This is a genomic window from Streptomyces sp. TRM70350, assembly GCF_019219825.1.
Taxonomy (GTDB): domain Bacteria; phylum Actinomycetota; class Actinomycetes; order Streptomycetales; family Streptomycetaceae; genus Streptomyces.
Genome location: NZ_JAHUXH010000004.1, coordinates 157866 through 183936, shown reverse-complemented (window position 1 = coordinate 183936; position 26071 = coordinate 157866). Strand labels below are relative to the sequence as shown.

At 71.3% G+C, this 26071-nt stretch carries 22 protein-coding genes; 11 read left to right on the top strand and 11 right to left on the bottom strand.

The genetic code is table 11. The features are described 5' to 3' along the window. Window positions 1-4: 4 nt before the first annotated feature. Window positions 5-1039: a DUF4349 domain-containing protein gene (locus KWI83_RS08805; protein WP_218513731.1), complete on the top strand. Its 1035-nt coding sequence runs from the start codon at window positions 5-7 to the stop codon at window positions 1037-1039. Between the two features lie 33 nt (window positions 1040-1072). Further along, on the top strand, window positions 1073-2509 hold the full coding sequence (locus KWI83_RS08800; RefSeq protein WP_256362009.1) for an FAD-dependent oxidoreductase: 1437 nt from the start codon (window positions 1073-1075) through the stop codon (window positions 2507-2509). An 82-nt stretch (window positions 2510-2591) separates the two neighbouring features. Here the strand turns inward: KWI83_RS08800 and KWI83_RS08795 are convergent, their stop codons facing one another. Continuing rightward, the gene (locus tag KWI83_RS08795) at window positions 2592-2912 is read right to left on the bottom strand and encodes a hypothetical protein (RefSeq protein WP_218513730.1); all 321 of its coding nucleotides are present in this window, start codon (window positions 2910-2912) and stop codon (window positions 2592-2594) included. Between the two features lie 116 nt (window positions 2913-3028). Between KWI83_RS08795 and KWI83_RS08790 the strand changes: the two genes are divergently transcribed. Continuing rightward, complete coding sequence (locus tag KWI83_RS08790; protein WP_218513729.1) at window positions 3029-3853, top strand: rhomboid family intramembrane serine protease; 825 nt, start codon at window positions 3029-3031, stop codon at window positions 3851-3853. 4 nt (window positions 3854-3857) lie between these two features. On the opposite strand, the gene hemE is transcribed toward KWI83_RS08790, so the two are convergent. Next, window positions 3858-4925 carry a uroporphyrinogen decarboxylase gene (gene hemE, locus KWI83_RS08785; RefSeq protein WP_218513728.1) on the bottom strand — a complete coding sequence of 356 codons (1068 nt, stop codon included), beginning with the start codon at window positions 4923-4925 and terminating at the stop codon, window positions 3858-3860. A gap of 124 nt (window positions 4926-5049) precedes the next feature. On the opposite strand from hemE, the gene KWI83_RS08780 reads away from it, so the two are divergent. From KWI83_RS08780 to KWI83_RS08770, 3 genes are all read left to right on the top strand, one after another. After that, a complete protein-coding gene (locus KWI83_RS08780; RefSeq protein WP_218513727.1) occupies window positions 5050-5718 on the top strand; it encodes a DUF3000 domain-containing protein in 669 nt (222 codons plus the stop codon). A 274-nt stretch (window positions 5719-5992) separates the two neighbouring features. Beyond that, window positions 5993-6655, top strand: coding sequence for a response regulator transcription factor (locus KWI83_RS08775; RefSeq protein WP_003993737.1), 663 nt, complete (start codon window positions 5993-5995; stop codon window positions 6653-6655). A 311-nt stretch (window positions 6656-6966) separates the two neighbouring features. After that, window positions 6967-8253, top strand: coding sequence for a ribonuclease D (locus tag KWI83_RS08770; protein ID WP_218513726.1), 1287 nt, complete (start codon window positions 6967-6969; stop codon window positions 8251-8253). 72 nt (window positions 8254-8325) lie between these two features. On the opposite strand, the gene KWI83_RS08765 is transcribed toward KWI83_RS08770, so the two are convergent. From KWI83_RS08765 to KWI83_RS08755, 3 genes are read right to left on the bottom strand one after another with little or no spacing between them, the layout of a single operon-like run. Next, entirely contained in the window at window positions 8326-9156 is an 831-nt protein-coding gene (locus KWI83_RS08765) for a carbohydrate ABC transporter permease (RefSeq protein ID WP_218513725.1), read from the bottom strand. Beyond that, entirely contained in the window at window positions 9153-10100 is a 948-nt protein-coding gene (locus KWI83_RS08760) for a carbohydrate ABC transporter permease (protein WP_218513724.1), read from the bottom strand. The genes KWI83_RS08765 and KWI83_RS08760 overlap by 4 nt, the downstream gene beginning before the upstream one ends. Continuing rightward, a complete protein-coding gene (locus KWI83_RS08755) occupies window positions 10100-11410 on the bottom strand; it encodes an ABC transporter substrate-binding protein (RefSeq protein ID WP_218513723.1) in 1311 nt (436 codons plus the stop codon). The genes KWI83_RS08760 and KWI83_RS08755 overlap by 1 nt, the downstream gene beginning before the upstream one ends. A gap of 158 nt (window positions 11411-11568) precedes the next feature. On the opposite strand from KWI83_RS08755, the gene KWI83_RS08750 reads away from it, so the two are divergent. The 4 genes from KWI83_RS08750 (at window position 11569) to KWI83_RS08735 (ending at window position 18433) form a co-directional block, all read left to right on the top strand. Further along, window positions 11569-13938: a glycoside hydrolase family 2 protein gene (locus KWI83_RS08750; protein ID WP_218513722.1), complete on the top strand. Its 2370-nt coding sequence runs from the start codon at window positions 11569-11571 to the stop codon at window positions 13936-13938. Next, a complete protein-coding gene (locus KWI83_RS08745; RefSeq protein WP_218513721.1) occupies window positions 13935-14963 on the top strand; it encodes a LacI family DNA-binding transcriptional regulator in 1029 nt (342 codons plus the stop codon). The genes KWI83_RS08750 and KWI83_RS08745 overlap by 4 nt, the downstream gene beginning before the upstream one ends. Window positions 14964-15086: 123 nt before the next feature. After that, window positions 15087-16307 (top strand): acetyl-CoA C-acyltransferase, encoded by a 1221-nt coding sequence (locus KWI83_RS08740; protein WP_218513720.1) that lies wholly within the window; start codon window positions 15087-15089, stop codon window positions 16305-16307. Next, window positions 16304-18433 carry a 3-hydroxyacyl-CoA dehydrogenase NAD-binding domain-containing protein gene (locus tag KWI83_RS08735; RefSeq protein WP_218513719.1) on the top strand — a complete coding sequence of 710 codons (2130 nt, stop codon included), beginning with the start codon at window positions 16304-16306 and terminating at the stop codon, window positions 18431-18433. Before KWI83_RS08740 ends, KWI83_RS08735 begins: the two co-directional genes overlap by 4 nt. Window positions 18434-18488: 55 nt before the next feature. Here KWI83_RS08735 and KWI83_RS08730 read toward each other — a convergent pair whose 3' ends face one another. The 3 genes from KWI83_RS08730 to KWI83_RS08720 form a co-directional block, all read right to left on the bottom strand. After that, the gene (locus tag KWI83_RS08730) at window positions 18489-18635 is read right to left on the bottom strand and encodes a hypothetical protein (RefSeq protein ID WP_218513718.1); all 147 of its coding nucleotides are present in this window, start codon (window positions 18633-18635) and stop codon (window positions 18489-18491) included. Window positions 18636-18646: 11 nt separating this feature from the next. After that, on the bottom strand, window positions 18647-19288 hold the full coding sequence (locus tag KWI83_RS08725; protein WP_308122002.1) for a hyaluronoglucosaminidase: 642 nt from the start codon (window positions 19286-19288) through the stop codon (window positions 18647-18649). Window positions 19289-19411: 123 nt separating this feature from the next. Next, on the bottom strand, window positions 19412-20437 hold the full coding sequence (locus tag KWI83_RS08720; RefSeq protein ID WP_256362005.1) for a hypothetical protein: 1026 nt from the start codon (window positions 20435-20437) through the stop codon (window positions 19412-19414). A 70-nt stretch (window positions 20438-20507) separates the two neighbouring features. Here KWI83_RS08720 and KWI83_RS08715 point away from each other — a divergent pair, with 70 nt between their 5' ends. Further along, complete coding sequence (locus KWI83_RS08715) at window positions 20508-20873, top strand: NTP pyrophosphohydrolase (protein WP_218513716.1); 366 nt, start codon at window positions 20508-20510, stop codon at window positions 20871-20873. Window positions 20874-20882: 9 nt separating this feature from the next. Here the strand turns inward: KWI83_RS08715 and KWI83_RS08710 are convergent, their stop codons facing one another. The 3 genes from KWI83_RS08710 to dxs form a co-directional block, all read right to left on the bottom strand. Continuing rightward, the gene (locus tag KWI83_RS08710; RefSeq protein WP_218513715.1) at window positions 20883-22352 is read right to left on the bottom strand and encodes a glycosyltransferase family 39 protein; all 1470 of its coding nucleotides are present in this window, start codon (window positions 22350-22352) and stop codon (window positions 20883-20885) included. A 74-nt stretch (window positions 22353-22426) separates the two neighbouring features. Beyond that, window positions 22427-23950 carry an amino acid permease gene (locus tag KWI83_RS08705; protein ID WP_218513714.1) on the bottom strand — a complete coding sequence of 508 codons (1524 nt, stop codon included), beginning with the start codon at window positions 23948-23950 and terminating at the stop codon, window positions 22427-22429. A 154-nt stretch (window positions 23951-24104) separates the two neighbouring features. Continuing rightward, window positions 24105-26027 (bottom strand): 1-deoxy-D-xylulose-5-phosphate synthase, encoded by a 1923-nt coding sequence (gene dxs, locus KWI83_RS08700; RefSeq protein WP_218513713.1) that lies wholly within the window; start codon window positions 26025-26027, stop codon window positions 24105-24107. Window positions 26028-26071: the final 44 nt, after the last annotated feature.

Below are 26071 nucleotides of genomic sequence, written 5' to 3'. Positions count from 1 at the left end.
CCGCATGCGCGCAGCACGCTCCGCACGACACTCCGCACCACGCCCCGTTCCGGCCCTGGCCGGGATCCTGCTCGCCGCCGCGCTGGCGCTGACGGGTTGCAGCGGCGCGGCCGACACCACCTCCGCCTCGGGCGGAGACGCGGCCGCCGCCCAGGACCAGGCCGCCGTCGGGCCCGGCGCCAAGGAGGGCGCCTTCGGCAGCGGCAGCAGGTCCGGCGCCGACAAGGCCCCGGACGCGCCCCGGCTCCCCGCGAGCCACATCATCCGCACCGCGTCCCTGACCGTGCAGGTCAAGGACGTGCCCAAGGCCCTGGACGAGGCCCGTACGACCGCCGAGACCGCGGGCGGCTTCGTGGGCAGTGAGACCACCACCCGGGACGAGCGCGGCAACGAGCGCACCCGGGTCGTCCTGCGGGTGCCCGTCGACAAGTACGAGGACGTCCTCGCCGACCTGGAAGGCGCGGGCAAGCTCCTCGACCGCACCGCGAAGGCGACGGACGTCACCGACCAGGTCGTCGACGTGGAGAGCCGGATCAAGACCCAGCGCGCCAGCGTCGCCCGGATCCGCGAGCTGATGGACCAGGCGACCCGGCTGAGCGACGTGGTGGAGCTGGAGGGCGAGCTGAGCAGCCGCCAGGCCGACCTGGAGGCGCTGCTCGCCCAGCAGGCGTCCCTGAAGGACCGCACGAGCCTGGCCACCATCACGCTCTCGCTGTCCGAGACGCCGGTGAAGAAGGCCCCCAAGGAGGACGAGGACCCCGGGTTCACGGACGCCCTGGCGGGCGGCTGGGGCGCCTTCGTGACGATGCTGCGGTGGATCGTCGTGGCCGTGGGCGCGGTGCTGCCGTTCGCCGCGCTGGCGGCGCTGCTCGTCCTGGTCTGGCTGCGTCTCGTACGCCCCCGCAGGGCACGCCGCCCCGCCACGGCGTCCGCGACGACCGCGCCGGGACCGCTGCCGACGGCCCGGCGGGCACCGCAGCCCGCGCCCGGCACCGCGCGGGAGGAGGAGCGGGGCGAGCAGGAGCAGGAGCAGGACTGAAATGCCCCGCCGCCGTAACGTGTTCGCATGAGCATGAGCGGTGCGAGCGGTGCGAGCGGTGCGAGCGGTGCCAGCGGTACAAGCCGTGCAAGCGGTACGAGAGAGCGACTGGTCGTGATCGGCGGCGACGCCGCGGGCATGTCCGCGGCGTCCCAGGCTCGTCGGCTGAAGGGCCCGGACGAGCTGGAGATCGTGGCCTTCGAGCGCGGCCACTTCACCTCGTACTCGGCGTGCGGCATCCCGTACTGGGTGGGCGGTCAGGTCTCCGACCGCGACGAGCTGATCGCCCGCACGCCCGAGGAGCACCGTTCGCGGGGCATCGGCCTGCGGCTGCGGACGGAGGTCGTGGAGATCGACGTCGGCGGGGGGCGGGTACGCGCGCGTGACGTCGATTCGGGGGCCGAGTCCTGGACGTCGTACGACAAGCTCGTGATCGCCACCGGCGCCCGGCCGATCCGCCCCGACATGCCGGGCGTCGACGCCCCGGGCGTGCACGGGGTGCAGACCCTGGACGACGGCCAGGAGCTGCTGGACACCCTCACGCGCGCGCGGGGGCGGCGTGCGGTGGTCGTCGGGGCGGGCTACATCGGCGTCGAGATGGCCGAGGCGCTGATCCACCGCGGCTACGAGGTGACGGTCGTCAACCGGGGCGCGGAACCCATGTCCACGCTCGATGCGGACATGGGGCGGCTGGTGCACGAGGCCATGGAGGGCATGGGCATCACCATGGTCAACGACGCCGAGGTCACCAAGATCCTCACCGGTGACGACGGGCAGGTGCGGGCGGTGGCCACGGAGGACGCCGAGTACCCGGCGGACGTGGTCGTCCTCGGCATCGGCGTACGCCCCGAGACGACGCTCGCCGAGGCGGCGGGGCTGCCGCTCGGCGAGCACGGCGGGCTGCTCACCGATCTGGCGATGCGGGTCCGCGGTCACGAGAACATCTGGGCCGGCGGTGACTGCGTGGAGGTCCTCGATCTGGTCGCCGGGCAGGAGCGGCATGTCGCGCTCGGCACGCACGCCAACAAGCAGGGACAAGTCATTGGCACCAATGCCGGAGGCGGTTACGCGACGTTCCCCGGAGTGGTCGGCACCGCGGTGAGCAAGGTGTGCGATCTGGAGATCGCCCGTACCGGGCTGCGGGAGAAGGACGCGCGGCGGGCGGGGCTGCGGTTCGAGACGGTGGTCATCGAGTCGACGAGCCGGGCCGGGTACTACCCCGGTGCCTCCCCGATGACCGTGAAGATGCTCGCCGAGCGCCGCACGGGGCGGCTGCTCGGCGTGCAGATCGTGGGCCGGGAGGGGGCGGGCAAGCGGGTGGACATCGCGGCGGTGGCGCTCACGGCCGGGATGACGGTGGAGCAGATGACGGCGCTGGACCTGGGGTACGCGCCGCCGTTCTCGCCGGTGTGGGATCCGGTGCTGGTCGCTGCGCGGAAGGCCGCGGGGAAGGTACGGGGGGCGCCATAGGGATGCGGGTTTCCGCGGGGTGCGGGGTGGGGGGCTGGTCGCGCAGTTCCCCGCGCCCCTGGGGGGCGTTGTCCCGCCGCCGCTACGCCGTGCCGTTGATCCTGTCGATCGCCTGCCGTGCCTGCTCGGACGGCGGTCGCGACGGCAGCGACGACACCGAAGCAGCGGTCGGCATGGCACTCGGCTGCGCCCCCGCCGGTTTCGCGTGCGCGCCCGGGGAGACGGACCGCAACCGGTTGCTCACCGCCTCGTCCAGCGTCACCGGTCGCTGCAACTGCGCCGCCATGCGGCCGGCCTCCTGGCCGAGCCGGGCGACGTCCTCCCAGGGGAGGTGGATCACCAGCGCGAGCTGCGCCTCGCCGTCGGGGTTGGCCTGCATCGGAGGAGTCACTCGGTCGTTCATCGCCTGTTCCTCACGTCGTCCCGCGACGCCGTGCCGCGGCCGGTCGAGAAGACATACGCACGCCCGGCCGGTCGCGTTCACCGATTCGGCGAGCGCATCGAGGGCACTACTTCCACGTGGTGATCCCCGTCCATGACACGGACCCGGCGCGCCGCACGGCCTGGGTGACGTACGCGCTGATCGCGACGAACGTCGTCGTGTTCCTGCTCATGCCCGGCCTCGCCGGTTCGGTGGCGGGTGAGAGCAGCCTGGCGCAACTGTGCCATCTTGAGGCGTTCCTGGACCGGTACGCGGCGGTGCCCCAGGAATTGATCCACCGTCAGATGCCCCGCATGGTGCCCACGGGAGAGGTCGCGGTCGGCCCGCAGGGCCCGGGCTGCGTGGTGGCCCCGCCGACGTACGACAAGTCGCCCGAACTGAGCGTGCTCACCTCCCTGTTCCTGCACGGCAGCTGGCTGCATCTGCTGGGCAACATGCTCTTCCTGCTGATCTTCGGCAACAACATCGAGGACCGCATGGGGCATGTGCGCTTCGCGCTGTTCTACGGCGCCTGCGGCTACGCGGCGGCGTACGGCTTCGCGCTGCTGAACGCCGAGTCCGCCGAGCCGCTGATCGGCGCCTCGGGGGCGATCGCCGGTGTGCTGGGCGCGTATCTGGTGCTGTATCCGAAGGCCAGGGTGTGGGTGCTGGTCCCGTTCCTGATCTTCCTGCCGCTGAGGTTGCCGGCCTGGCTGGTGCTGGGCTCCTGGTTCGGGCTCCAGGCGGTGTACTCGGCCGGCGAGGGCGTCTCCGACGCGGGCGCCGTGGCGTACGCGGCGCACATCGTCGGCTTCCTCATCGGCATGCTGCTCGCCTGGCCCCTGAAGCCGGGCACGCCACCGCCGCCGGAGCCGCCCGGTCTGCTGTTCGGCAGGCAGGCACGGCCCCGTCAGACGTGGTGAGCCGTCAGCGGGCGGTCTGCGAGTGGACGTACTCGACGAGGCGGGTGAGCGCGTCCGGGTCGGTGGACGGCAGGACGCCGTGGCCGAGGTTGAAGACATGGCCCTCCAGGCCCGCCGCCGCGTCCAGGACCTCGCGGGTCTTGGTCTCGACGGCCTCCTGCGGGGCGAACAGGACCGTCGGGTCGAGGTTGCCCTGCAGCGCCTTGCCGGGGCCGACGCGGCGGGTGGCCTCGTCGAGCGGGACGCGCCAGTCGACGCCGACGACGTCCGCGCCGGCCTCGCCCATCAGGCCGAGCAGCTCGCCGGTGCCGACGCCGAAGTGGATGCGCGGGACGCCGTACGCCTCGACCGCGCGGAACACCTTCGCGGAGGCGGGCAGCACGGAGCGCCGGTAGTCGGCGGGGGCGAGGGCGCCCGCCCAGGAGTCGAAGAGCTGGACGGCGCTCGCGCCGGCCTCGATCTGCACCTTGAGGAAGGCGGCGGTGATGTCCGCGAGGCGGTCGAGGAGGTCGGCCCACAGCCGCGGGTCGCCGTACATCATCGCCTTGGCGTTCTCGTACGTGCGGGACGGGCCGCCCTCCACGAGGTAGCTCGCGAGGGTGAACGGGGCACCCGCGAAGCCGATCAGGGGCGTCTCGCCGAGCTCGGCGGTCAGCAGGCCGATCGCCTCCGTGACGTAGGAGACGTCCTCGGGGGTCAGGTCGCGCAGCTGCGCCAGGTCGGCGCGGGAGCGGATCGGGCGCTCGACGACCGGGCCGACGCCGGGCTTGATGTCGAGGTCGACGCCGATGGCCTTGAGGGGGACGACGATGTCGCTGAAGTAGATCGCCGCGTCCACGTTGTGCCGGCGCACCGGCTGCAGGGTGATCTCGGTGACCAGGTCGGGCCGCATGCACGACTCCAGCATCGGGATGCCCTCGCGCACCTTGCGGTACTCGGGCAGGGAGCGCCCGGCCTGCCGCATGAACCACACCGGCGTGTGCGGCACGGGCTCGCGCCTGCACGCCTTGAGGAAGGCGGAGTCGTACGTCGCTGTCGGCTGCTGGCCCGTGGGGGTTGCGTTGGCACTCACGGGGAAAGTTTCGCACGGCGGTGGGACAGCGCCGGCGGTGCCCTGGCACCCCCCGGCGAGGCCGGCACCGACAGGCGGGGTGTCTACCCTGCGCTCGGCTTCCATTCCGCTTAATCTTCCCCGCATGGCTGCGGCTCAGGGACGACTGTCGGACGGCGCTGGCGGAATGGACGACCCGAAGGAGGGCGACCTGCATACGGGCGACACGGCTCCGCTGCCCTTCCGGGCCGCCGTCGAGGCGCTGCGCTCCGCACGGCTGCGGCCGCAGATCGAGGTCGAGCCCACGCGCGCGCCCCAGCGGCTGGCCCCGCACGCCTACGCGCTGGAGGCCACCGTCGTCGACGGCGACCAGGACCTCGCGGACGGGCGCCTGGTGCTGCTGCACGACCCCGCCGGGCACGACGCCTGGCGCGGCACCTTCCGCCTGGTGACGCTGGTCCGGGCGGAGCTGGAACCGGAGATGGCCGCCGACCCGCTGCTGCCCGAGGTGTGCTGGAGCTGGCTGACCGGTGCGCTGCAGGCGCGCGGGCTGACGTACGGCGAGCCGAGCGGCACGGTCACGCGCGCGAGTTCGCACTACTTCGGCGGGCTGTCCGCTCGTCCCGCCGCCTCGCAGATCGAGATCCGGGCCTCCTGGACGCCCCGCGAGGGCCTGGGCGGCGTGCCGGACACCGCGGCCCACCTCGCCTCCTGGTGCGACCTGCTCGCCCAGGTCGCGGGTCTGCCGCCGGCGGGGCCGGGCGACGCGTCCGTGGTGACCCTGCCACAGCGGCGGGGGCCGCAGTCCCGCTGACCCACGGGGCGACTCGTCAAACCCTTATACACCCATTTGGGCTGATCTCTTTGTCGATACGGAAACTTTCGACCGGACAGCGAATCGAACCGAAACCGTTCGATCTTCGGGCGATCGATCGCGCGTCCGAATTGCCCGGATTGTTACTCACCAGATCGTGATCATTCTCTAAAGGCGGACCGGTTTGGTGCCGAAGACGACTGTGACCTTGAAAGCACGGTTCGTCCCGGCTTCACCCCCCACGAGCCGACCCGTCCCGCACCCAGGAGGCCTGGTGTCCGTTCTCCTAGAGCAGCCCGCAAGCCTGGTCGCCTACCGCCCGAACAAGCCGACCGCGATGGTGGTCGTGGCCGATCCCCGCGTCCGCTCCACCGTCACCCGCCACCTGTGGGCGCTCGGTGTGCGCGATGTCATCGAGGCCTCGTCCATCGCCGAGGCTCGTCCCCGCATCGGCAACCCCCGCGACATCTGCGTCGCCGACGTCCATCTGCCGGACGGTTCCGGTCTGACGCTCCTGTCCGAGACCCGCGCCGCGGGCTGGCCCAACGGGCTCGCCCTGTCCGCCGCCGACGACATCGGCGCCGTGCGCAACGCCCTCGCGGGCGGCGTGAAGGGCTACGTCGTCACCGGCACCCGCACCAACGTCGGGCTCCCCACCCGGCCCGGTGCCGCCCCCATCGGCGCGGCCGCCGCCCGCCTGCACCGCCGCCCCCCGGGTGCCCCGAGTCACCCGGGTGGCTACCGCGAGCTGTCCGGCCGCGAGGTCGAGGTGCTGCGCCTGGTCGCCGAAGGCCAGTCGAACAAGGCGATCGGCGTCTCGATGGGCCTGTCCGCACTGACCGTCAAGAGCCACCTCGCCCGCATCGCACGCAAGCTCGGCACGGGTGACCGCGCCGGGATGGTCGCCGTGGCCCTGCGCACCGGCATCATCCACTGACGACCGCACCGCACCCCCACGCTCCGAGCCGCCACTTCCCACTCCCAGCCCACTCCCCGTTCCCCGCTTTGTTCCCCGCTTCCCCCCACCCTCCCCCACGCCCTCCCCACGCCCCTCCCCGAGCCGCCCCCCTGGCGACTCACCTCGGCATTCACTGACGTGAACGGGATCGAGCCGCCGCAGCCCGCCCGCGTCCCCCTCCCGGTCGTGACCGGGATCCCACATGGACCTGACTCGTTTGCGACCCTCGCGCGCCCGTCGACGGAACGTTCCGTCGGCGGGCGCTGTCCATCCACAGATACCCTTGACAGGTGACCGACGCCCAAGAAACCGCAGCAGACAGTTCACTGCGCATCACCGGGGGCGCTCCTCCGGAAGACGGCGGATCTTCTGTTACGGAGGCGCCGATCCCTTTGCTGGAACCGCGTGACGGCATTCCGCCCGTGATCGCGGACGAGGCAGGCCTCGCCGAGGTGATCGCCGCCTTCGCCGCGGGCTCCGGCCCCGTCGCCGTCGACGCCGAGCGCGCCTCCGGCTACCGCTACGGACAGCGCGCGTACCTCGTACAGCTGCGCCGCCAGGGCGCGGGCAGCGCGCTGATCGACCCGGTGGCCTGCCCCGACCTGTCGGCGCTCGGTGACGCGCTGTCCGGCGTGGAGTGGGTGCTGCACGCCGCCACCCAGGACCTGCCGTGCCTTCGGGAGATAGGCATGGTGCCGACGCGGCTGTTCGACACCGAGCTGGCCGGGCGGCTCTCCGGTTTCCCGCGGGTCGGCCTGGGCGCCATGGTCGAGAGCGTGCTCGGCTTCGTCCTGGAGAAGGGCCACTCCGCCGTCGACTGGTCCACCCGCCCGCTGCCCGAGCCCTGGCTGCGCTACGCGGCCCTCGACGTCGAGCTGCTCGTCGATCTGCGGGACGCGCTGGAGAAGGAGCTGGACCGGCAGGGCAAGCTGGAGTGGGCCCAGCAGGAGTTCGACGCGATCGTGGCCGCGCCGCCGCCGGAGCCCCGCAAGGACCCGTGGCGCCGTACGTCCGGGATGCACAAGGTGCGCCGGCGGCGGCAGCTCGCCGTGGTGCGCGAGCTGTGGCAGACCCGCGACCGGATCGCGCAGCGCAGAGACATCTCACCGGGCAAGGTGCTGTCGGACGCGGCCATCGTCGAGGCCGCGCTCGCGCTACCGGGCACGGTGCACGCGCTGTCCGCGCTGAACGGGTTCGGGCATCGGATGGGGCGGCGGCAGCTGGAGCAGTGGCAGGCCGCGGTGGATCGCGCCAAGGCGCTGCCCGAGTCACAGCTGCCGCAGCCGGGGCAGCCGCTCGCGGGGCCTCCGCCGCCGCGGGCGTGGGCCGACAAGGACCCGGCGGCCGCCGCCCGGCTGTCGGCGGCTCGCGCCGGCGTGTCCGCGCTGGCCGAGCAGCTCGGTCTGCCGCAGGAGAACCTGATCGCGCCGGACACGGTGCGGCGGGTGTGCTGGGAGCCGCCGTCTGCCGACGTGGAGGCCGTTGTCGCGGTGCTGCGCGGGTACGGGGCTCGGGCGTGGCAGGTGGAGCTTGTCACGCCGGTTCTGGTGGCTGCGCTGTCCGCCGAAGCGCCGTAGCGGGTTCTCTCGTACGGCGGGTGCGGGTCGTGGGTGTTCTCGCGCAGTCCTCCGCGCGCCCCTGAGCGCACCTCACCTGGTCGCTCCTTTCATGAAGCCGTTGTAGATGTAGCGCTGCAGCAGCAGGAACACGACCAGCGTCGGGAGGATCACCAGCACCGCGCCCGCCGAGATCGTCTCCCAGTGCGCTCCGAACGGGCCGCGGAAGCGGAACAGGGACGTCGATATCACGCCAAGGTCCTCCGACGGCATGTAGAGGAAGGGGATGTAGAAGTCGTTGTAGACGGTGATGCCCTTCACGATCACGACGGTGGCGATCGCCGGTTTCAGCAACGGAAAGATGATCTTGCGGTAGACGGTGAAGGCGTTGGCGCCGTCCAGGCGGGCCGATTCGTCCAGGGAGATCGGGATGGACCGGACGAACTGCAGGAAGATGTAGATCGACACGATGTCCGTGCCCATGTAGAGCACGATCGGCGCCCACCGGGTGTCGAACAAGCCGAAGCTGTTGACGATCTGGAAGGTCGCCACCTGGGTCGTCACCCCGGGGACCAGAGCGGCGATCAGGAACAACGCCACGACCAGCTTCTTGAAGCGGAACGTGAAGCGGTCGATCGCGTACGCCGTCATCGAGCCGATCAGGACCGTCCCGCCGATGGCGAACAGCAGGATGAAGGCCGTGTTGCCGAACGCCGCGAGCATCCGGCCGTCCTGGAACGCCGTCACGTAGTTGCCGAAGTGGAGCGGGTTCTCGGGGAGGGTCAGGGCGCCGCCGCCGTTCGCCATCTCCTCGTCCGACTTGAGCGACGTCAGGAAGACCACGGCCGGCGGCAGCAGGACGACCACGGTCGCCCCGAGCAGCGACAGGTACACCAGCGTGCGGGCCACCGCGCGGCGCGTCATACGAGGTCCACCCTCTCGTCGGGAACGAGCCGCCGCTGCACCCAGGTCACCGCCAGGATGATCAGCAGCAGCACGACGGCCGCCGCCGAGGCGAGTCCCGTCTTGTTGAACTGGAAGGCCAGCTTCACGGTCTGGATCACGAAGGTCTCGGTGCCGGTCGCGCCGCCGGTCATGATGTAGGGGATCTCGAAGGCCGACAGCGAGCCGGAGATCGAGAGGATCACGGTCAGGGTCAGGACCGGTTTGATGCCGGGCGCGATGATGTGGCGGAACTGCTGCCAGCGGTTGGCGCCGTCCAGTTCGGCCGCCTCGTACAGCTCGGACGGGATGGACTGGATCGCGCCCAGGAACAGGACGAAGTTCAGGCCCAGGTAGCGCCAGACGGACACGGCCGCCAGAGAGGTGTTCGCCGACGTCGGCGTGCCGAGCCAGGCGTGGTCCGTGTGGACGCCGAACAGGCCGAGGACGGAGTCGAGGGTGCCGCCGTCCTGGAAGAAGTAGAGGAAGACGAAACCGATCGCGACCCCGTTGATCAGGTACGGGAAGAAGAGCACGCCCTTGAAGAAGTTCCGGAAGCGGACGTTGAAGCTCAGGATCGTCGCGAAGTACAGCGCGGCGGCGATCTGTACGACGGAGGCGGCGAGGTAGTAGCCGGAGACGAAGAAGACCTGGAAGAGGTCCTCTCGGGTGAAGATCTCGACGTAGTTGCCGACGCCCGTGTAGTGCAGTTCCGGGCTCACGCCGTCCCAGTCGGTGAAGCTGTAGGCGACCATGTTGACGATCGGCGCGTAGGTGAAGACCAGCAGCAGCGCCAGCGGGGCGAGCAGGAACAGCCAGGGGGTCAGGCCCCGCCACCGGTGTGCGCCGCGCGGGGCCTTGGCCGGTACGGGGGCCGGGGGCGCGACCGGCGTGGGCCGCGCCGCCTGCTGCGTCGTGTCCGTCATCACGACCCCGCGTTCGCCCGCGCCGCCGTCCACTTCTCGCCGAGGTCGTCCAGGAAACCGTCCAGGCTGCCCTGCCGGGCGCCGCGCGCGAGGTCGACCAGGTCCTGGCGGTAGTCGGGGGCGTAGATGCCGACCTCCGACCGGGCGTCGATCTCCTTGACCTGCGCGCCCGCCGCGTCGTCCAGCTCGATGAGCTTGACGTCCGCGTCCTCGTACGGCTTGAGCACCTCGGGCAGCGGGGCGCCCTGGAGCGGGGAGATGGCCAGGTTGTCCTCGACGTAGCCGGACTTGTCGGTGAACCAGTCGATCCAGGCGCGGGCCGCCTCCTTGTGCTCGGAGTGGATGTTGACGGCCTGGTGGTAGTCCGGGCTGAGGGCGGCGCAGAACCGGCCGTCCGTCTGGGCCGGGAACGGCATGAAACCGATGTCGTCGGGGTTCACCCCGGCCTGCCGGGCGGCGTCCTGGAACTGGGTGATCGCCCAGGTGCCGAGCCACTGCGTGGCGATCTCGCCCTTCGCCAAGCGGGGCTTGGACTCCTCCCAGTTGGTGGTCGTCGGGTCCTTCTCGGCGAGGCCCCGGCGCACGATCTCGTACAGCAGCGTGTCCCCCACGCGCAGGTCGGCGCCCTCGGCCCACGGGTCGCCCTCGGCGAGTTTCGTGGTCGCCGCGGTGTCGCAGTGGACCGAGCCGTTGACGTACGTCCAGGAGGTGAGCGGCCATCCGGCGGCGAAGTTGGTGTAGTACGGGACGGCGTCGGTCTTGTCCTTGATCGCCTCGAGGCCGTCGAGGAACGCGTCGGGAGTCGTGGGCCAGTCGGTGATCCCTGCCTCGCGCCAGACCCGCTTGTTGTAGACGAAGCCGGGCATCACGCCGATCGGGCTCTGCCCGTAGACCTTGCCGTCGACGGCCGTGAAGTCGGTGAAACGGTACTTCTCGCTGCGTTCGGCCTCGGTGCCGAGTGAGGCGAAGAACGTCGGGTAGTCGTCCTTCTTGATCACCACGGGGATCATCAGGACGTCGCCGTAGTTCTCCGTGTTCATCCGGATCTTGACCTCGGCCTCGTAGTTGGTGAGGGCCTGGAACTCGACCTTCACCCGGGGATGGGTCTTGTTGAACTCGGCGGCGTACTTCTCCATCGTGCCGTTCTGCACGAGGTCGGTCCGCTGGGTGAGGACCGTGATGGTCCCGCTCACCTTCGACGGGTCGTCGGGCGCCTTCGCCTCCGCGCCCTTGGACGTGCCCCCTGTCCCGGTGCAGGCGGAGAGCAGCAGGGCGGCCGTCGCCGCGGCGAGGACTGTACGGCGGTTCATGTGCATCAGCTCCGTTCTCGAAAGCCGGACCGGACGAGCACTGCGGGTTGGCTGATTCGGCACTCTGACAGCGCTTTCTCAACCGGTAAAGTCCCAATCTCGCCAAGGCTGGTGGCACTGCGGAGGACCTGGAGTAGACCGGTTTAGGGAGAGAGCGCATGCTGGAGGCCACACCGCTCGCCGACGGATGGATCCTGCGGCACGGGGGAGACGCCCTCCCCGCCGACGTCCCCGGCTGTGTGCACACCGATCTGCTGGCCGCGGGCGTGATCCCGGATCCGTTTCTCGGGCGGAACGAGGCGGAGGTGGCGTGGGTCGGGCGGCGGGAGTGGACGTACGAGCGGGAGCTGGACGCGGGCTCCGCGCAGGAGCAGACCGACCTCGTCTTCGAGGGGCTCGACACGGCCGCCGAGATCCTGGTCGACGGGCAACGCCTCGGCAGCGTACGGAACATGCACCGTTCGTACCGCTTCGACGTGACCGGTCTCCATGGGCGGCTCACCGTCCGTTTCGCCTCCGCCTACACCGAGGCCGAGGCCGTGCGCGGGCGGCTGGGTGAGCGGCCGGGCGCCTACGCCGAGCCGTACCAGTACGTCCGCAAGATGGCCTGCTCCTTCGGCTGGGACTGGGGGCCCACCCTGGTGACGGCCGGAATCTGGCGGCCGGTGCGGCTGGAGCACTGGTCGACGGCCCGGATCGCCCGGGTGCGCCCGCTGGTGACGGTCGAGGAGGGCACGGGGCGGGTCGAGCTGCATGTCGACGTGGAGCGGACGCGGGTCGAGGCGGAGCTGGTCCTGCAGGCCCGGGTGGGTGGGGCGCGGGCGCGGGCGGAGGTCGACGGTTCGCAGGGGGTCGTACGGCTGGAAGTGGCGGATGCCGAGCTGTGGTGGCCGCGCGGGTACGGGGAGCAGGCGCTGTACGACGTCGAGTTGACGCTGCTGCACGGGGACGAGGCCCTTGACGTGTGGCGGCGGCGGATCGGGTTTCGCAGCGTCGAGCTGGACACGTCGGCGGACGCGTACGGAACCGGTTTCACGCTGGCCGTCAACGGTGAGCGGCTCTTCGCGCGGGGTGTGAACTGGATTCCGGACGACGTGTTTCCCTCGCGGATCACGCGGGGGCGTTACCGGAAGCGGTTGCGGCAGGCCGCCGCTGCCGGGGTGGACCTCGTGCGGGTGTGGGGCGGGGGGATCTACGAGAGCGAGGACTTCTACACCGCCTGCGACGAGCTCGGGCTGCTGGTGTGGCAGGACTTCCCGTTCGCGTGCGCGGCCTACCCGGAGGAGCAGCCGCTGCGGGGCGAGGTGGAGGCCGAGGCCCGGGAGAACGTCGTACGGCTGATGCCGCATCCGTCGCTGGTGCTGTGGAACGGCAACAACGAGAACCTGTGGGGTTTCCGGGACTGGGACTGGGAGCGGCGGCTCGCCGGGGAGTCGTGGGGCGAGGGCTACTATCTGGGGCTGCTGCCGCGGGTGGTGGCCGAGCTGGACCCGACGCGGCCGTACGCGGCGGGGAGTCCGTGGTCCGGATCCTGGCGGCACCACCCGAACGATCCGGCGCACGGGACCCATCACTCCTGGGAGGTGTGGAACCGGGCCGACTACGCCGACTACCGGCTCCAGGTGCCGCGGTTCGTCGCGGAGTTCGGCTGGCAGGCGCCGCCCGCGTACGCCACGCTGCGGCGGTCGCTGCCGGGTGAGGAGCTCGCCGCCGGCTCCCCCGGAATGCTGCACCACCAGAAGGCGGAGGACGGCAACGGAAAGCTGCGCCGGGGGCTGGAGCGACACTTCGCCTTCCCCACGGGCGACTTCGACCGGTGGCACTACCTCACGCAGGTCAACCAGGCGCGGGCGATCGCCGCCGGGATCGAGCACTGGCGGTCGCACTGGCCGGTGTGCGCGGGCACGGTCGTGTGGCAGCTGAACGACTGCTGGCCGGTGACGTCCTGGGCGGCGATCGACGGCGACGGGCGGGAGAAACCGCTGTACCACGAGCTGCGGCGGCTGTACGCGGACCGGTTGCTCACCGTGCAGGAGCGGGGCGGCGGGCTGGTGGTGGCGGTCGTGAACCAGGCGGCGCGGGAGTGGGCCGGTGCGGTGACGCTGCGCCGGATGTCGGTCGACGGCGGGGTGCTCGGCGGGGCGAGCCTGCGGTTCTCGGCCGGTGCGCGGAAGGTGGCCCTGGTGCGGGTGCCGAGGGAGCTGGAGCCGGTCGGGGCGAAGGAGTTCCTGGTGGCGGACGCGCAAGGGTTGCGGGCGCTGCGGTTTCCGGCGCCGGACCGTCAGATCCCCTACCCGTGGCCGGAGTTCGACGTCGACCTCGTGCCGGGCGGGATCGCGGTGACGGCCCACACCCTCGTACGGGATCTGCTGGTGCAGGCCGACCGTCTGGACCCGGACGCGCGGGCCGACCGCGGGCTGGTGACGCTGCTGCCCGGGGAGCGGGTGACCATCGGGGTCAGCGGCTGGCGGGCTCCGGACGCGGACGCCGCCCGGGCCGCCCTGTACTGCGTGGAGCCCGCGCGATGACCGCACCCCGCGTCACCATCAAGGACGTCGCCGCGCGCGCCGGGGTGTCCAAGGGAGCGGTGTCGCTGGCCTTCAACCACAAGCCGGGGCTGTCGGAGGCGACCCGGGAGCGGATCTTCCGGGCGGCCCGGGAGCTGGGCTGGGCGCCGAATCTGACCGCGCGGTCGCTGGCGGGGGCCCGGGTGGACGTGGTGGGGCTGGCGATCTGCCGGCCGGCGCGGATGCTGGGGCTCGAACCGTTCTACATGGAGTTCGTCTCGGGTGTGGAGAGCGTGCTGACCGAGCACTCCTGCTCGCTGCTGCTGCGGCTGGTGCGCGACCTCCAGGAGGAGGCCGGGCTGCTGGAGTCGTGGTGGAAGGGGCGGCAGATCGGCGGGTCGATCCTGGTGGACTTCCAGGCCGACGACCCCCGGGTGGCCGTGGCCGAGCGGCTGGGGCTGCCGGTGGTGGCCGTAGGGCACCCGTCGCTGACCGGGGGCCTGACCTCCGTGTGGACCGACGACGCCACCGCCGTCACCGAGGCGGTGCGCTATCTGGCCGCGCTCGGGCACCGGCGGATCGCCCGGGTCGGCGGTGCGGCGGCCCTCGGGCACACGGCGATCCGCACGGCCGCGTTCGACGAGGCGGCGCGGGCGCTGAAGCTGGCCGGGGCCTGGCAGGTGGCCACCGACTTCTCCGGCGACGCGGGCGCGCGGGCCACGCGGTCACTGCTGAGCGCGTCCGCGCCGGACCGGCCGACGGCCCTCGTCTACGACAACGACATCATGGCGGTGGCCGGACTGTCGGTGGCCGCCGAGATGGGACTGAAGGTGCCGGACGACGTGTCGCTGCTGGCGTGGGACGACTCGCAGCTGTGCCGGTTCACGCATCCGACGTTGTCCGCGATGAGTCATGACGTGCACGGGTTCGGGGCGGACGTCGCCCGGACGCTGTTCGGTGTGATCACCGGCGAGGGGTCCGGCTCGCATCCCGTGCCGACCCCGGTACTGACGCCGCGCGGCTCGACGGCTCCGCCGAAGGTGTGACCTTCGCCGCTCGACCCGGGGGGACTGGGCAGCCACGTTACCCACAAGTAGCATGGGTTCTGAGCGCGCGCTCAGCGAAGCGCACCGCAGCAGTGCCATCCCGCACCCTGGAGGAGAGCCATCGTGCCTCGTACCGTCAGGGACGTCGTCTTCGTAGACGGCGTCCGCACCCCGTTCGGCAAGGCGGGCCCGAAGGGCATCTACCACGAGACCCGCGCCGACGACCTTGTCGTGAAGGCGATCCGGGAGCTGCTGCGCCGCAACCCCGGTCTCGACCCCAAGAAGATCGACGAGGTCGCCATCGCCGCGACCACGCAGATCGGTGACCAGGGCCTGACCATCGGGCGTACGGCGGGCATTCTCGCCGGACTCCCCCAGTCGGTCCCCGGCTACTCCATCGACCGGATGTGCGCGGGCGCGATGACCGCCGTGACCACCACGGCCGGGTCCATCGCCTTCGGCGCGTACGACGCCGTCATCGCCGGTGGTGTCGAGCACATGGGCCGTCACCCGATGGGCGAGGGCGTCGACCCGAACCCGCGGTTCGTCAGCGAGAAGCTGGTCGACGAGTCGGCCCTGTTCATGGGCATGACCGCGGAGAACCTGCACGACCGCTACCCGCACATCACCAAGCTGCGCGCCGACGAGTACGCGGTGCGCTCCCAGGAGAAGGCCGCCAAGGCGTACGCCAACGGCAAGATCCAGCAGGACCTGGTGCCGATCTCCGTACGGCGTACGAACCCCGAGGCGGGCGAGACGGGCTGGGGCCTGGTCACCGCCGACGAGCCGATGCGCCCGGGGACCACCCTGGAGAACCTGGCGAACCTCAAGACGCCGTTCCGCGTCCACGGCCGGGTGACCGCCGGTAACGCGGCCGGTCTGAACGACGGCGCCACCGCCTCGGTCATCGCCTCCGAGGACTTCGCGCGCGAGAACGGCCTCCCGGTGAAGATGCGCCTCGTCTCCTACGCCTTCGCGGGCGTCGAGCCGGAGGTCATGGGCTACGGCCCGATCCCGGCGACCGAGAAGGCACTCGCCAAGGCGGGTCTGTCCATCTCCGACATCGGTCTGTTCGAGATCAACGAGGCCTTCGCCGTACAGGTCCTGGCCTTCCTCGACCACTACGGCATCGCCGACGACGACGCGCGCGTCAACCAGTACGGCGGCGCCATCGCGTTCGGTCACCCGCTCGCCTCGTCGGGTGTGCGTCTCATGACGCAGCTCGCCCGCCAGTTCGAGGAGCAGCCTCAGGTCCGCTACGGCGTGACCACCATGTGCGTCGGCTTCGGCATGGGCGCGACGGTCATCTGGGAGAACCCGCACTTCGACGGAGGCAACAAGTGAGCACCACCGCTGAGCTCCTGAAGGGCGCGGCCGAGCTGTTCCCGGACGAGGTCGTCACCCAGGCGCACGTACGCCACTTCGACCTGCCGTTCGGCGCCGGGCGATTCGCCCTGATCACGCTGGACAACGGCCTGGACCACACCAAGCCGACCACCTTCGGCCCGCAGTCGCTGGCGAACCTCAACACCGCCCTCGACCAGGTCGAGAAGGAGGCCGCGGACGGCGACATCGTCGGCGTCGGCATCACCGGCAAGCCGTTCATCTTCGCCGTCGGCGCCGACCTCAAGGGTGTCGAGCTGCTGAAGGAGTGGGACCACGCCTACGCCATCGGCAAGGGCGGCCACGATGTCTTCAAGCGCCTCGCGGGCCTCGCCGTTCCGACGTTCGCGTACTACAACGGCGCCGCGATGGGCGGCGGCGTCGAGGTCGGCCTGCACTGCACCTACCGCACGGTGTCCGCGGCCGTCCCGGCGTTCTCCCTCCCCGAGGTCTTCCTCGGCCTGGTCCCCGGCTGGGGCGGCTGCACCCTGCTGCCGAACCTGATCGGCGCCGACAAGGCCGTCTCGGTGATCATCGAGAACAGCCTCAACCAGAACAAGCAGCTCAAGGGCCGGCAGGTCTACGAACTGGGCATCGCCGACGCCCTCTTCGAGGGCGCCGACTTCCTGGAGCAGTCGCTCATCTGGACGGCGTCCGTCCTCAAGGGCGAGATCCAGGTCGACCGCCCGGTGATCGACCGCGGTGAGGCCTGGGACCAGGCCGTCGAGCGCGGCCGCGCCTTCGCCGACTCCAAGGTGCACGGCGCCGCCCCGGCCGCCTACCGCGCCCTGGACATCGTCGCCGCCGCCAAGAACGGCGACCTCCAGCAGGGTTACGACGCCGAGGACAAGGCGCTCGCCGACCTGATCATGGGTGGCGAACTGCGCGCCGGCATCTACGCGTTCAACCTGGTGCAGAAGCGCGGCAAGCGCCCGGCGGGCGCCCCGGACAAGAACCTGGCGCGCCCGGTCACCAAGGTCGGTGTCGTCGGCGCCGGTCTGATGGCCTCTCAGCTCGCGCTGCTCTTCCTGCGCCGCCTGGAGGTCCCGGTCGTCCTCACGGACATCGACCAGGAGCGCATCGACAAGGGTGTCGGCTACGTCCACGCCGAGATCGACAAGCTGCTCGGCAAGGGCCGGATCAACCAGGACAAGGCCAACCGCCTCAAGGCGCTGGTGACCGGTGTCCTGGACAAGGCCGAGGGCTTCGCGGACGCGGACTTCGTCATCGAGGCCGTGTTCGAGGAGATGGGTGTCAAGCAGCAGGTGTTCGCGGAGGTCGAGGCGGTCGCCCCGGCGCACGCGATCCTCGCCACCAACACCTCGTCCCTCTCCGTGACGGAGATGGCGTCGAAGCTGAAGAACCCCGAGCGGGTCGTGGGCTTCCACTTCTTCAACCCCGTCGCGGTGCTGCCGCTGCTGGAGATCGTCCGCGGCGAGAAGACCGACGACGCCTCGCTCGCGACCGCCTTCGCGGTGGCCAAGAAGCTGAAGAAGACCGCGGTGCTGGTCAAGGACGCCCCGGCGTTCGTCGTGAACCGCATCCTGACCCGCTTCATGGGCGAGATCCAGAACGTCATCGACGAGGGCACGCCGGTGCCCGTGGCGGAGAAGGCGGTCGAGCCGCTGGGCCTGCCGATGTCGCCGCTGGTGCTGCTGGAGCTGGTCGGCCCGGCGATCGGGCTGCACGTCTCCGAGACGCTCAACAAGGCGTTCCCGGACCGCTTCACGGTCTCCCCGAACCTCAAGGCGGTCGTCGAGGCGGGCAAGCGCGGCTTCTACGTCTACGACAGCGGCAAGCCCGAGCTGGACCCGGAGGTCGCCGCGCTGCTGAAGCAGGGCGACACCGTGCTCACCGAGGAGCAGGTGCGGGCGCGGGTACTGGACGCGGTGGCGCAGGAGATCGGGCTGATGCTCGACGAGGGTGTCGTCGCCGAGGCGCAGGACATCGACCTGTGCCTGATCACCGGCGCCGGCTGGCCCTTCCACCTGGGCGGCATCACGCCGTACCTGGACCGCGAGGGCGTCTCCGAGCGGGTGAACGGGAAGCGGTTCCTTCCGGCGGGGGTCGCGAGCGTCCCGGCGTAACCGCTTGATACGACTTGATACGACAGAGGGCCTCCACCACGGCGGAGGCCCTCTGTCATGCGTCGGTCTGTGCGGCGGCTTCCAGCCTGGCCCTCAGCTCGGCGTTCTCCGCTTCCAGGGCGGCGATGCGCTTGCGGGCGAAGTACAGCTCCATGACGGCGTCGTGGAACTCGGCGACGAGTTCTTCGGGGGTCAGTTGCATCTCAACGCCCTTTACGCCGAGGCGACCTGGGTGACGGTGCCGTTGCCGCCCTTCCAGTACAGGGCGCCGTTCTGGGCGTACAGGGAGCCGCCGCCGGCCGAGGCGGGCGCGTTGGTCGGGGCCGAGTCGACGTCCGCGAGCCGCACCGCGCCCTCGGCGAGGAGGGCGGACGGGGCGCCGGCCGACTGCACCACGTGCAGCTGCGACTGCGGCGTGGCGCCACGCGCGATGCCGATGCCGGTGCGGCCGGTGCCCTTGACCACGAAGTCGTCCAGGCCGTCGTTGTTCCGCAGGACCAGCAGGGCGCCCTTGGTCGGGCCGTCGGTCGCGGTCAGGTAGATGCCCTGAGAGGCGGTACCGCTGACCTTGAGGTCGATCGACAGCGCGGAGGCGTTCGCGTCGGAGCCGTCGGCGTACCCGTTGTGGGAGATCTTCAGCGTTCCGCGGCCGGTCTCCCTGCCACTCAGGTACATGGCCGAGGTGTCCGGGTTGGCCGAGGTCACGTTCAGTGCCACCGCCTCACCCGACGTCGCCTTCTGGTTGATGGTGACGGTGTGGGCCGTCGACGAGGTGCTGAGGAAGTTGGCCGGAGCCGTGTAGTCCGTGTACTCGCCGACCGCCACCGCTTCCGTCCCGCTGACGGCGACGGTCACCGCCCCCGCCGTGAAGCCCCCCAAGAACAATCTGCGTGCCAGTGGCATGCGTTCCTCCCCTGTTCGTATCGAAAGTACGTCCGATCCCGGGCGTACGGGGTGATCATCGCTCACTGGCCGCCCTCAGACCACCTGCCAGGCCGTCAGCGCCAGCCCCGGCTCGTCCTTCTGTCGGGACAGGCGCAGGTGGCCGTCCGGTGTGGCCGTCGCGGCGACGACGCGGCCCTCGGCGTCCTCCGCCAGCGCGACCCGCGAGCCCACCGGCAGCTGGGGCCCGGACTCGGTCCACCACAGGCCCGCCGACTCCTGCTCAGTCGGATACGCCGCGAAGGCCACCCGCCCGGAGGACGAACGCTGGGCGAGCAGCGTGCAGTCGTGACCGTCCAGCACACAGCGCTGGACCGCCACCGGCCCGGGTCCGGCCGCGGCGATCAGCGCGATCGGGTCACCGCCGGGACGCCAGGCGTACAGCGTGCCCTCGGGGTCCGCGAAGAACAGCGTCGTGTACTCCTTCGAGGTGGGCAGCGCACTCAGCGAACCCGGCGCCACCCGCACCGGCAGCGGGTCGGCGGCGACCGGGCGCGCGCCGGGCTCCTGCTGGCACCAGCGCAGGATGCCGTCCGGGTTGGTGGCGTACACCTCGACCCGGCCCGACTCCCCCGTGACGGCGACGAGTTCCTCGTCCACCCTGGAGCCCCTCAGGTCGTGCCAGCCGTTCCAGCCGCCGCGCTCCTTCTGGTTGATGGTCTGCACGCCCCTGCCGCGGTTGCGTACGAAGACGTAGGCGCGCCCCTCGGCGTCCACGGCCACGGCGGGCATCCCGGTCCGCTCGCCCTTCTTGTTGGGGTGGCCGATCGGAAGCCAGTCCAGCGGGGCCAGATGCGGGCGGAAGTGCGTGGAGTGCACGAGGCCCGCCTCACCGCCCGGGGTGGGCCGCCAGGCGACCAGGTGCGCGTAACCGTCGGCTCCCTGACCGACCGCGAGACCGGGCAGCAGCCGCTGCTCGCCGCCCGCCTTGCGGGACGGCAGCCAGGCGCCGCCCGGTCGGCGCTCGGCCCGGCAATGGATGGCCTCGCCGCTCGGGGCGTAGGCACTGAGCCGCCCGTCCCGGCCTCGTATCAGCCAGTCGCCGTTCACCGCAGGGACCATTGACACGCTCCTACTTTAATCGGGCATCCCCCCGGGTTCCCCCTCGGCGGCTCGTGCGACCCTGGGTGTCATGACTGCCCCGCTCCTGGTCATCGTGGACGCCGCCAACGTGGTCGGCTCGGTACCCGACGGCTGGTGGCGCGACCGGCACGGCGCGGCCGAACGCCTGCGCGACCGGCTGGCGGCGGACGGCGTGCCCGGTCACGCGGGGCCCGTGGACATCGTGCTCGTGGTGGAGGGCGCGGCCCGTGCAGTGGAGTCCGTGCCGGGCGTACGCGTGGACGCGGCACCGGGCAGCGGCGACGACCGCATGGTCGAGCTGGTCACCGAGGCCGGTGACCGTCCCTGCCTGGTCGTCACGGCCGACCGCGAACTCAGGCGCCGGGTGACGGCACTGGGCGCGGAGGTGGCGGGACCACGGACGGTGAACCGTTAGGGCGGGGCCCTACGGCCGCCCCTCGACCCCCACCCGGGCGTACAACACCGCTCCCTCCACCTCCCCCACCTCCTCGTACCCCGCCACCAGCACCTTCCGCAGACTCGGCACCCGCTCCGGCGCGTACGGCCTGCCCCGGGAGTCGTCCACGATCAGGGCCGGGGCGTGGGCGGCGAGTTCCGCGCGGAAGGTCGGCCAGGCGCCCTCCACGCCGTACTTCTCGCCGACCTGGGGGCCGTCGCGGCCGCCGCTGTAGTTGGTGAGGAGACCGGCGGTGAGGTAGCGGCTGGCGGGGGTGCGGTCGGCGAGCCAGTACGTCTCCGGGTGCATGCCCCAGACGAGGACACGGTCGCCGGGATCGGTGCGGCGGGCGGTGGCCTCCGCGAGGCGCTGGACGTGGGCCAGTTCGGGGCGTGGGGCGAGCAGGCCCCAGGCGAGGAAGAGGCCGCAGCAGCAGACCGAGGTGACAACGGCGGTCACCAGGCGGTCGCGGGGCAGGATCTGCAGGGCGGCCGTCGCCAACAGGGCGAGCGGCGGCAGGAGTTGCAGGTAGTAGTGGCCGAAGAAGTGGAACCCGGCCAGCACCGCCCCGGCGGACGCGGCCAGCCACAGCCACAGTTCCCCCGCCCCGGTGCGGGCCACCCGCAGCGCCCGTACCAGCGGCGGCAGCAGCCCCGAGCACCCGACGGCCAGGATCGCGGTGTTGGCCAGTCCGCGGGCCAGGACGTGCAGTTCGGAGCCGGTGAAGGAGGCGTACGCCCTCGATCCGGTCACCGTCCAGAACACAAAGCCCGCAGGATCGGTGACCAGGGCCGCGCACAGCACCGGCACGACGACCCCGGCCGCGAGCCACAGCAGCCCACCCCGCGAGCCTCCGCCCGTACGGACGTACAGCCAGATCACCGGCAGCAGTACGGCCGCCCCGGTCTGCTTGGCGAGGAAGGCCCCGGCGACGGCTGCGCCCGCCGCGCCCCACCGGCACCGGTCCGCGCACCACATCGCGGCGGCCGTGCAGGGCAGCATGAACACCTCGAAGCCCGCGGCCTGCGCGTCCTCCGGGTTGAGCCCGACGGACACCAGCAGGTACAGCACCCCGGCGGTACGGCCCGCGCCATCGCCCCACCTGCGCCGCGCGAACGAGGCGAGCAGGACGGCGGTGAGCAGCTGTGCGAGCACCGCCAGCGCCCGCACCGGCGCGAGCGACTCGGACCCGGCGAGCGCGAACGCCCCCTCGTACAGCCACGGCACCAGCGGCGGCTTGCGGTCCACGACCGTCTCGTACAGCTCTCCGCCGTGCGCCAGCATCCGGGCCTGTACGGCGAGATAGCCCTCGTCGGGGTTCCACAGCGGCCGCACGAAGGAGGGAACGCGGGTCAGGCAGGCCAGCGCGGCCAGCAGCGGCAGCAGCCGGGTCCAGTAGCGGTGCGCCACCCGCGGTGCGGCTACGGAGCGTGGCGGTGCGAGGGGCTCGGCGCGCATGGGCCGTACGCTATCCGGCCTCGCATGTCTGACTGAAACAGGACATACGAGGCCGGGTGTTCAGAACGGGATACTCACGCTTCGTCGCCGCGTTCGGGCTTCATGACGTCCTCGACCGCGGTCTCCCGATGGCGGGCGAGGCGGCTGTGGGAGCGGCCGTACAGGAAGTAGAGGACGACACCGGCCGCCATCCAGATGGCGAAGCGGATCCAGGTCTCGGAGGGCAGGTTCAGCATCAGCCACAGCGAGGCCAGCACGGACACGATCGGGAGTACGGGCACCCAGGGGGTGCGGAAGGCGCGGTGCAGGTCGGGGCGGGTCCTGCGGAGGATGATCACGCTGATCGCGACGACCACGAAGGCGAACAGGGTGCCGATGTTCACCAGCGCGGCGAGTTCCTGAAGGGGTGTGAAGCCCGCGAGGATCGCGATGAGCACGCCGAGCAGGATCGTCGGCCGGTGCGGGGTCTTGAACCGCGGGTGGACACGGGAGAAGAAGCGCGGCAGCAGGCCGTCGCGGCTCATCGCGAAGAAGACACGGGTCTGGCCGAGGAGGAGGATCATGCAGACCGTGGTCAGGCCGACGGCGGCACCGAAGCTGATGAAGCCCGCGTACCAGGGGTGTCCGGTGGCCTTGAACGCGTCGGCGAGCGGGGCGTCCACGGACAGCTCGCTGTAGTGCTGCATCCCGGTGACGACGATCGACACCGCCACGTACAGCGCGGTGCAGATGAACAGGGAGCCGAGGATGCCGCGGGGCATGTCGCGCTGCGGGTTCCTGGTCTCCTCGGCGGCGGTGGCGACGATGTCGAAGCCGATGAAGGCGAAGAAGACCACCGAGGCGGCGGTGAAGATGCCCATCACACCGAAGTTGGACGGCGCCCAGCCGAACATCAGCTGGATGAGCGGCGAGTCCAGCGTCTGGCCCGCCTCCACGGGCTGCGGCTCGGGGATGAACGGGTCGTAGTTGCTGCCCGTGATGAAGAAGGAACCGGCGATGATCACGACGAGGACGACGGTCACCTTGACGGCGACCACGATGGAGGTGACCCGCGCGGAAACCTTCATACCGAGTACGAGGATGCCGGTGAGCACCAACACCAGGGCGGCGGCGAGGATGTCGAATCCGAAACCGTCGGCACCCTCCCGGGTGCCGAGCGCCTCGGGCATGTGCCAGCCCGCGTTCGCCATCAGCGAGGCGACGTAGCCCGACCAGCCGACGGCGACCACCGCCGTGCCGAGCGCGAACTCCAGGACGAGGTCCCAGCCGATGATCCAGGCGGGCAGTTCACCCAGGGACGCGTACGAGAAGGTGTACGCGGAGCCGGCCACCGGGACGGTGGAGGCGAACTCGGCGTAGCAGAGCGCGGCGAGGGCGCAGACGACGCCGGCCACGACGAAGGCCAGCGCGACGGCCGGTCCGGCGTTGTTCCTCGCGACCGCGCCGGTGAGGACGAAGATACCGGTGCCGATGATCACACCGACGCCGAAGACCGTCAGGTCCAGGGCGGACAGGGATTTCTTGAGCGCGTGCTCTGGCTCCTCGGTGTCGAGGATGGACTGCTCGACCTTCTTCGTCCGGAAAAGGGTACTGCTCACGGCGTACCTCCCACGCTTGTCGTCCTCGACATGATCGAGAGGGGGCGTAGTGCGTATGCCCCGACGCGAGCCGTCTCACGCGAACGGGCCGGTTCCACCACCCTTCGCAGTGGTGGAACCGGCCCATTCAGAGGCCTTCGGTCCCGTGCGGGAGTCAGTCGCGCGCGGCCTCGATCTCGTCGGCGGCGGTCCGCTCGTACCGCCCGTCGAGCCGGGAGACCAGGCCGGTGACCTGGCGGGCGATGTCCGGGGCGGTCAGCCCGATCTCCGCCATGACCTCCGCGCGGGAGGCGTGGTCGAGGAAGCGCGGCGGGATGCCGAAGTCGCGCAGCGGTACGTCGACGCCCGCGTCCCGCAGGGCCTGGGCGATGGTCGATCCGACGCCGCCGACGCGGGAGTTGTCCTCGACGGTGACGACCACGCGGTGCCGCTCGGCGAGCGGGGCCATGGCCTCGTCGACGGGCTTGACCCAGCGCGGGTCGACGACGGTGGTGGAGATGCCCTGCTTGTCGAGGAGGGAGGCGATCTCCAGGCACATCGGCGCGAGGGCGCCCACCGAGACGAGCAGCACGTCCGGGGTGGTGGTGCCGGGCTCGCGCAGCACGTCCATGCCGCCGATCCGGCCCACGGCGGGTACGGCGGGACCGACGGCGCCCTTGGAGAAGCGCACCACGGTCGGCGCGTCGTCGACGTCGACGGCCTCGCGCAGCTGGGCGCGCACCTGCTCGGCGTCACGCGGGGCGGCGAGCCGGAGGCCCGGGACGACCTGAAGGATCGACATGTCCCACATGCCGTTGTGGGAGGCGCCGTCGGTGCCGGTGATGCCGGCCCGGTCCAGCACGAAGGTGACGCCGCACTTGTGCAGGGCGACGTCCATCAGGACCTGGTCGAAAGCGCGGTTGAGGAAGGTGGCGTACACGGCGAAGACGGGGTGCAGTCCGCCGGTGGCCAGGCCCGCCGCGGAGACGGCGCCGTGCTGCTCGGCGATGCCGACGTCGTACACCCGCTCCGGGAAGATCTTGGCGAACCGGTCCAGGCCGACCGGCTGGAGCATCGCGGCGGTGATGGCGACGATGTCCTCGCGCTCCTTGCCGAGCTTGACCATCTCGTCGCCGAAGACGGAGGTCCAGTCGGCGCCGGAGGAGGCGATCGGCAGGCCCGTGTCGGGGTGGATCTTGCCGACGGCGTGGAAGCGGTCGGCCTCGTCCTGGAGGGCGGGCTGGTAGCCGCGGCCCTTCTCGGTGAGGCAGTGCACGATCACCGGGCCGCCGAACCGCTTGGCGCGGGCCAGCGCGGACTCCAGCGCCTCGATGTCGTGGCCGTCGATCGGGCCGACGTACTTCAGGCCGAGGTCCTCGAACATGCCCTGCGGCGCGATGAAGTCCTTCAGCCCCTTCTTGGCGCCGTGCAGGGTGTCGTACAGCGGTCGGCCGACGACCGGGGTGCGCTCCAGGACCTCCTTGGTGCGGGCGAGGAACCGCTCGTAGCCGTCGGTCGTCCGCAGCGTCGCGAGGTGGTTGGCGAGACCGCCGATGGTCGGCGCGTACGACCGCTCGTTGTCGTTGACGACGATGACGAGCGGGCGGTCCTTGGCGTCGGCGATGTTGTTCAGCGCCTCCCAGGCCATACCGCCGGTGAGCGCGCCGTCACCGATCACGGCGACCACGTGGTCGTCGCGTTGGCGCAGCTGGTTGGCTTTCGCGAGGCCGTCGGCCCAGCCGAGGACGGTGGAGGCGTGGCTGTTCTCGATGACGTCGTGCTCGGACTCGGCCTGCGAGGGGTAGCCGGACAGGCCGCCCTTCATCTTCAGCCGGGAGAAGTCCTGACGGCCGGTGAGCAGCTTGTGGACGTAGGCCTGGTGGCCGGTGTCCCACAGCACCTTGTCCTTCGGCGAGTCGAACACCCGGTGCAGGGCGATGGTCAGCTCGACCACCCCGAGGTTGGGGCCGAGGTGGCCGCCGGTCTTGGAGACGGCCTCGACGAGGAAGGTCCGGATCTCCTCCGCCAGCTGGTCCAGCTCTTCCAGGCTGAGCCGGTCCAGATCGCGCGGTCCCCTGATGCGGGTCAGCAGCGGCACCCGTGCCTCCTTGCAGTAGAGCTGTTCGAGCTGTTGCCGGGCTC

Coding starts and splice junctions, on each gene's coding strand:
- KWI83_RS08710 (WP_218513715.1), bottom strand. CDS start 22,352: ATGCGCGCCGAGCCCCTCGCACCGCCACGCTCCGTAGCCGCACCGCGG.
- KWI83_RS08730 (WP_218513718.1), bottom strand. CDS start 18,635: ATGCAACTGACCCCCGAAGAACTCGTCGCCGAGTTCCACGACGCCGTC.
- KWI83_RS08720 (WP_256362005.1), bottom strand. CDS start 20,437: ATGGTCCCTGCGGTGAACGGCGACTGGCTGATACGAGGCCGGGACGGG.
- KWI83_RS08795 (WP_218513730.1), bottom strand. CDS start 2,912: ATGAACGACCGAGTGACTCCTCCGATGCAGGCCAACCCCGACGGCGAG.
- KWI83_RS08765 (WP_218513725.1), bottom strand. CDS start 9,156: ATGACGCGCCGCGCGGTGGCCCGCACGCTGGTGTACCTGTCGCTGCTC.
- KWI83_RS08715 (WP_218513716.1), top strand. CDS start 20,508: ATGACTGCCCCGCTCCTGGTCATCGTGGACGCCGCCAACGTGGTCGGC.
- KWI83_RS08755 (WP_218513723.1), bottom strand. CDS start 11,410: ATGAACCGCCGTACAGTCCTCGCCGCGGCGACGGCCGCCCTGCTGCTC.
- KWI83_RS08750 (WP_218513722.1), top strand. CDS start 11,569: ATGCTGGAGGCCACACCGCTCGCCGACGGATGGATCCTGCGGCACGGG.
- KWI83_RS08780 (WP_218513727.1), top strand. CDS start 5,050: ATGGCTGCGGCTCAGGGACGACTGTCGGACGGCGCTGGCGGAATGGAC.
- KWI83_RS08760 (WP_218513724.1), bottom strand. CDS start 10,100: ATGACGGACACGACGCAGCAGGCGGCGCGGCCCACGCCGGTCGCGCCC.
- KWI83_RS08745 (WP_218513721.1), top strand. CDS start 13,935: ATGACCGCACCCCGCGTCACCATCAAGGACGTCGCCGCGCGCGCCGGG.
- KWI83_RS08805 (WP_218513731.1), top strand. CDS start 5: ATGCGCGCAGCACGCTCCGCACGACACTCCGCACCACGCCCCGTTCCG.
- KWI83_RS08800 (WP_256362009.1), top strand. CDS start 1,073: ATGAGCGGTGCGAGCGGTGCGAGCGGTGCGAGCGGTGCCAGCGGTACA.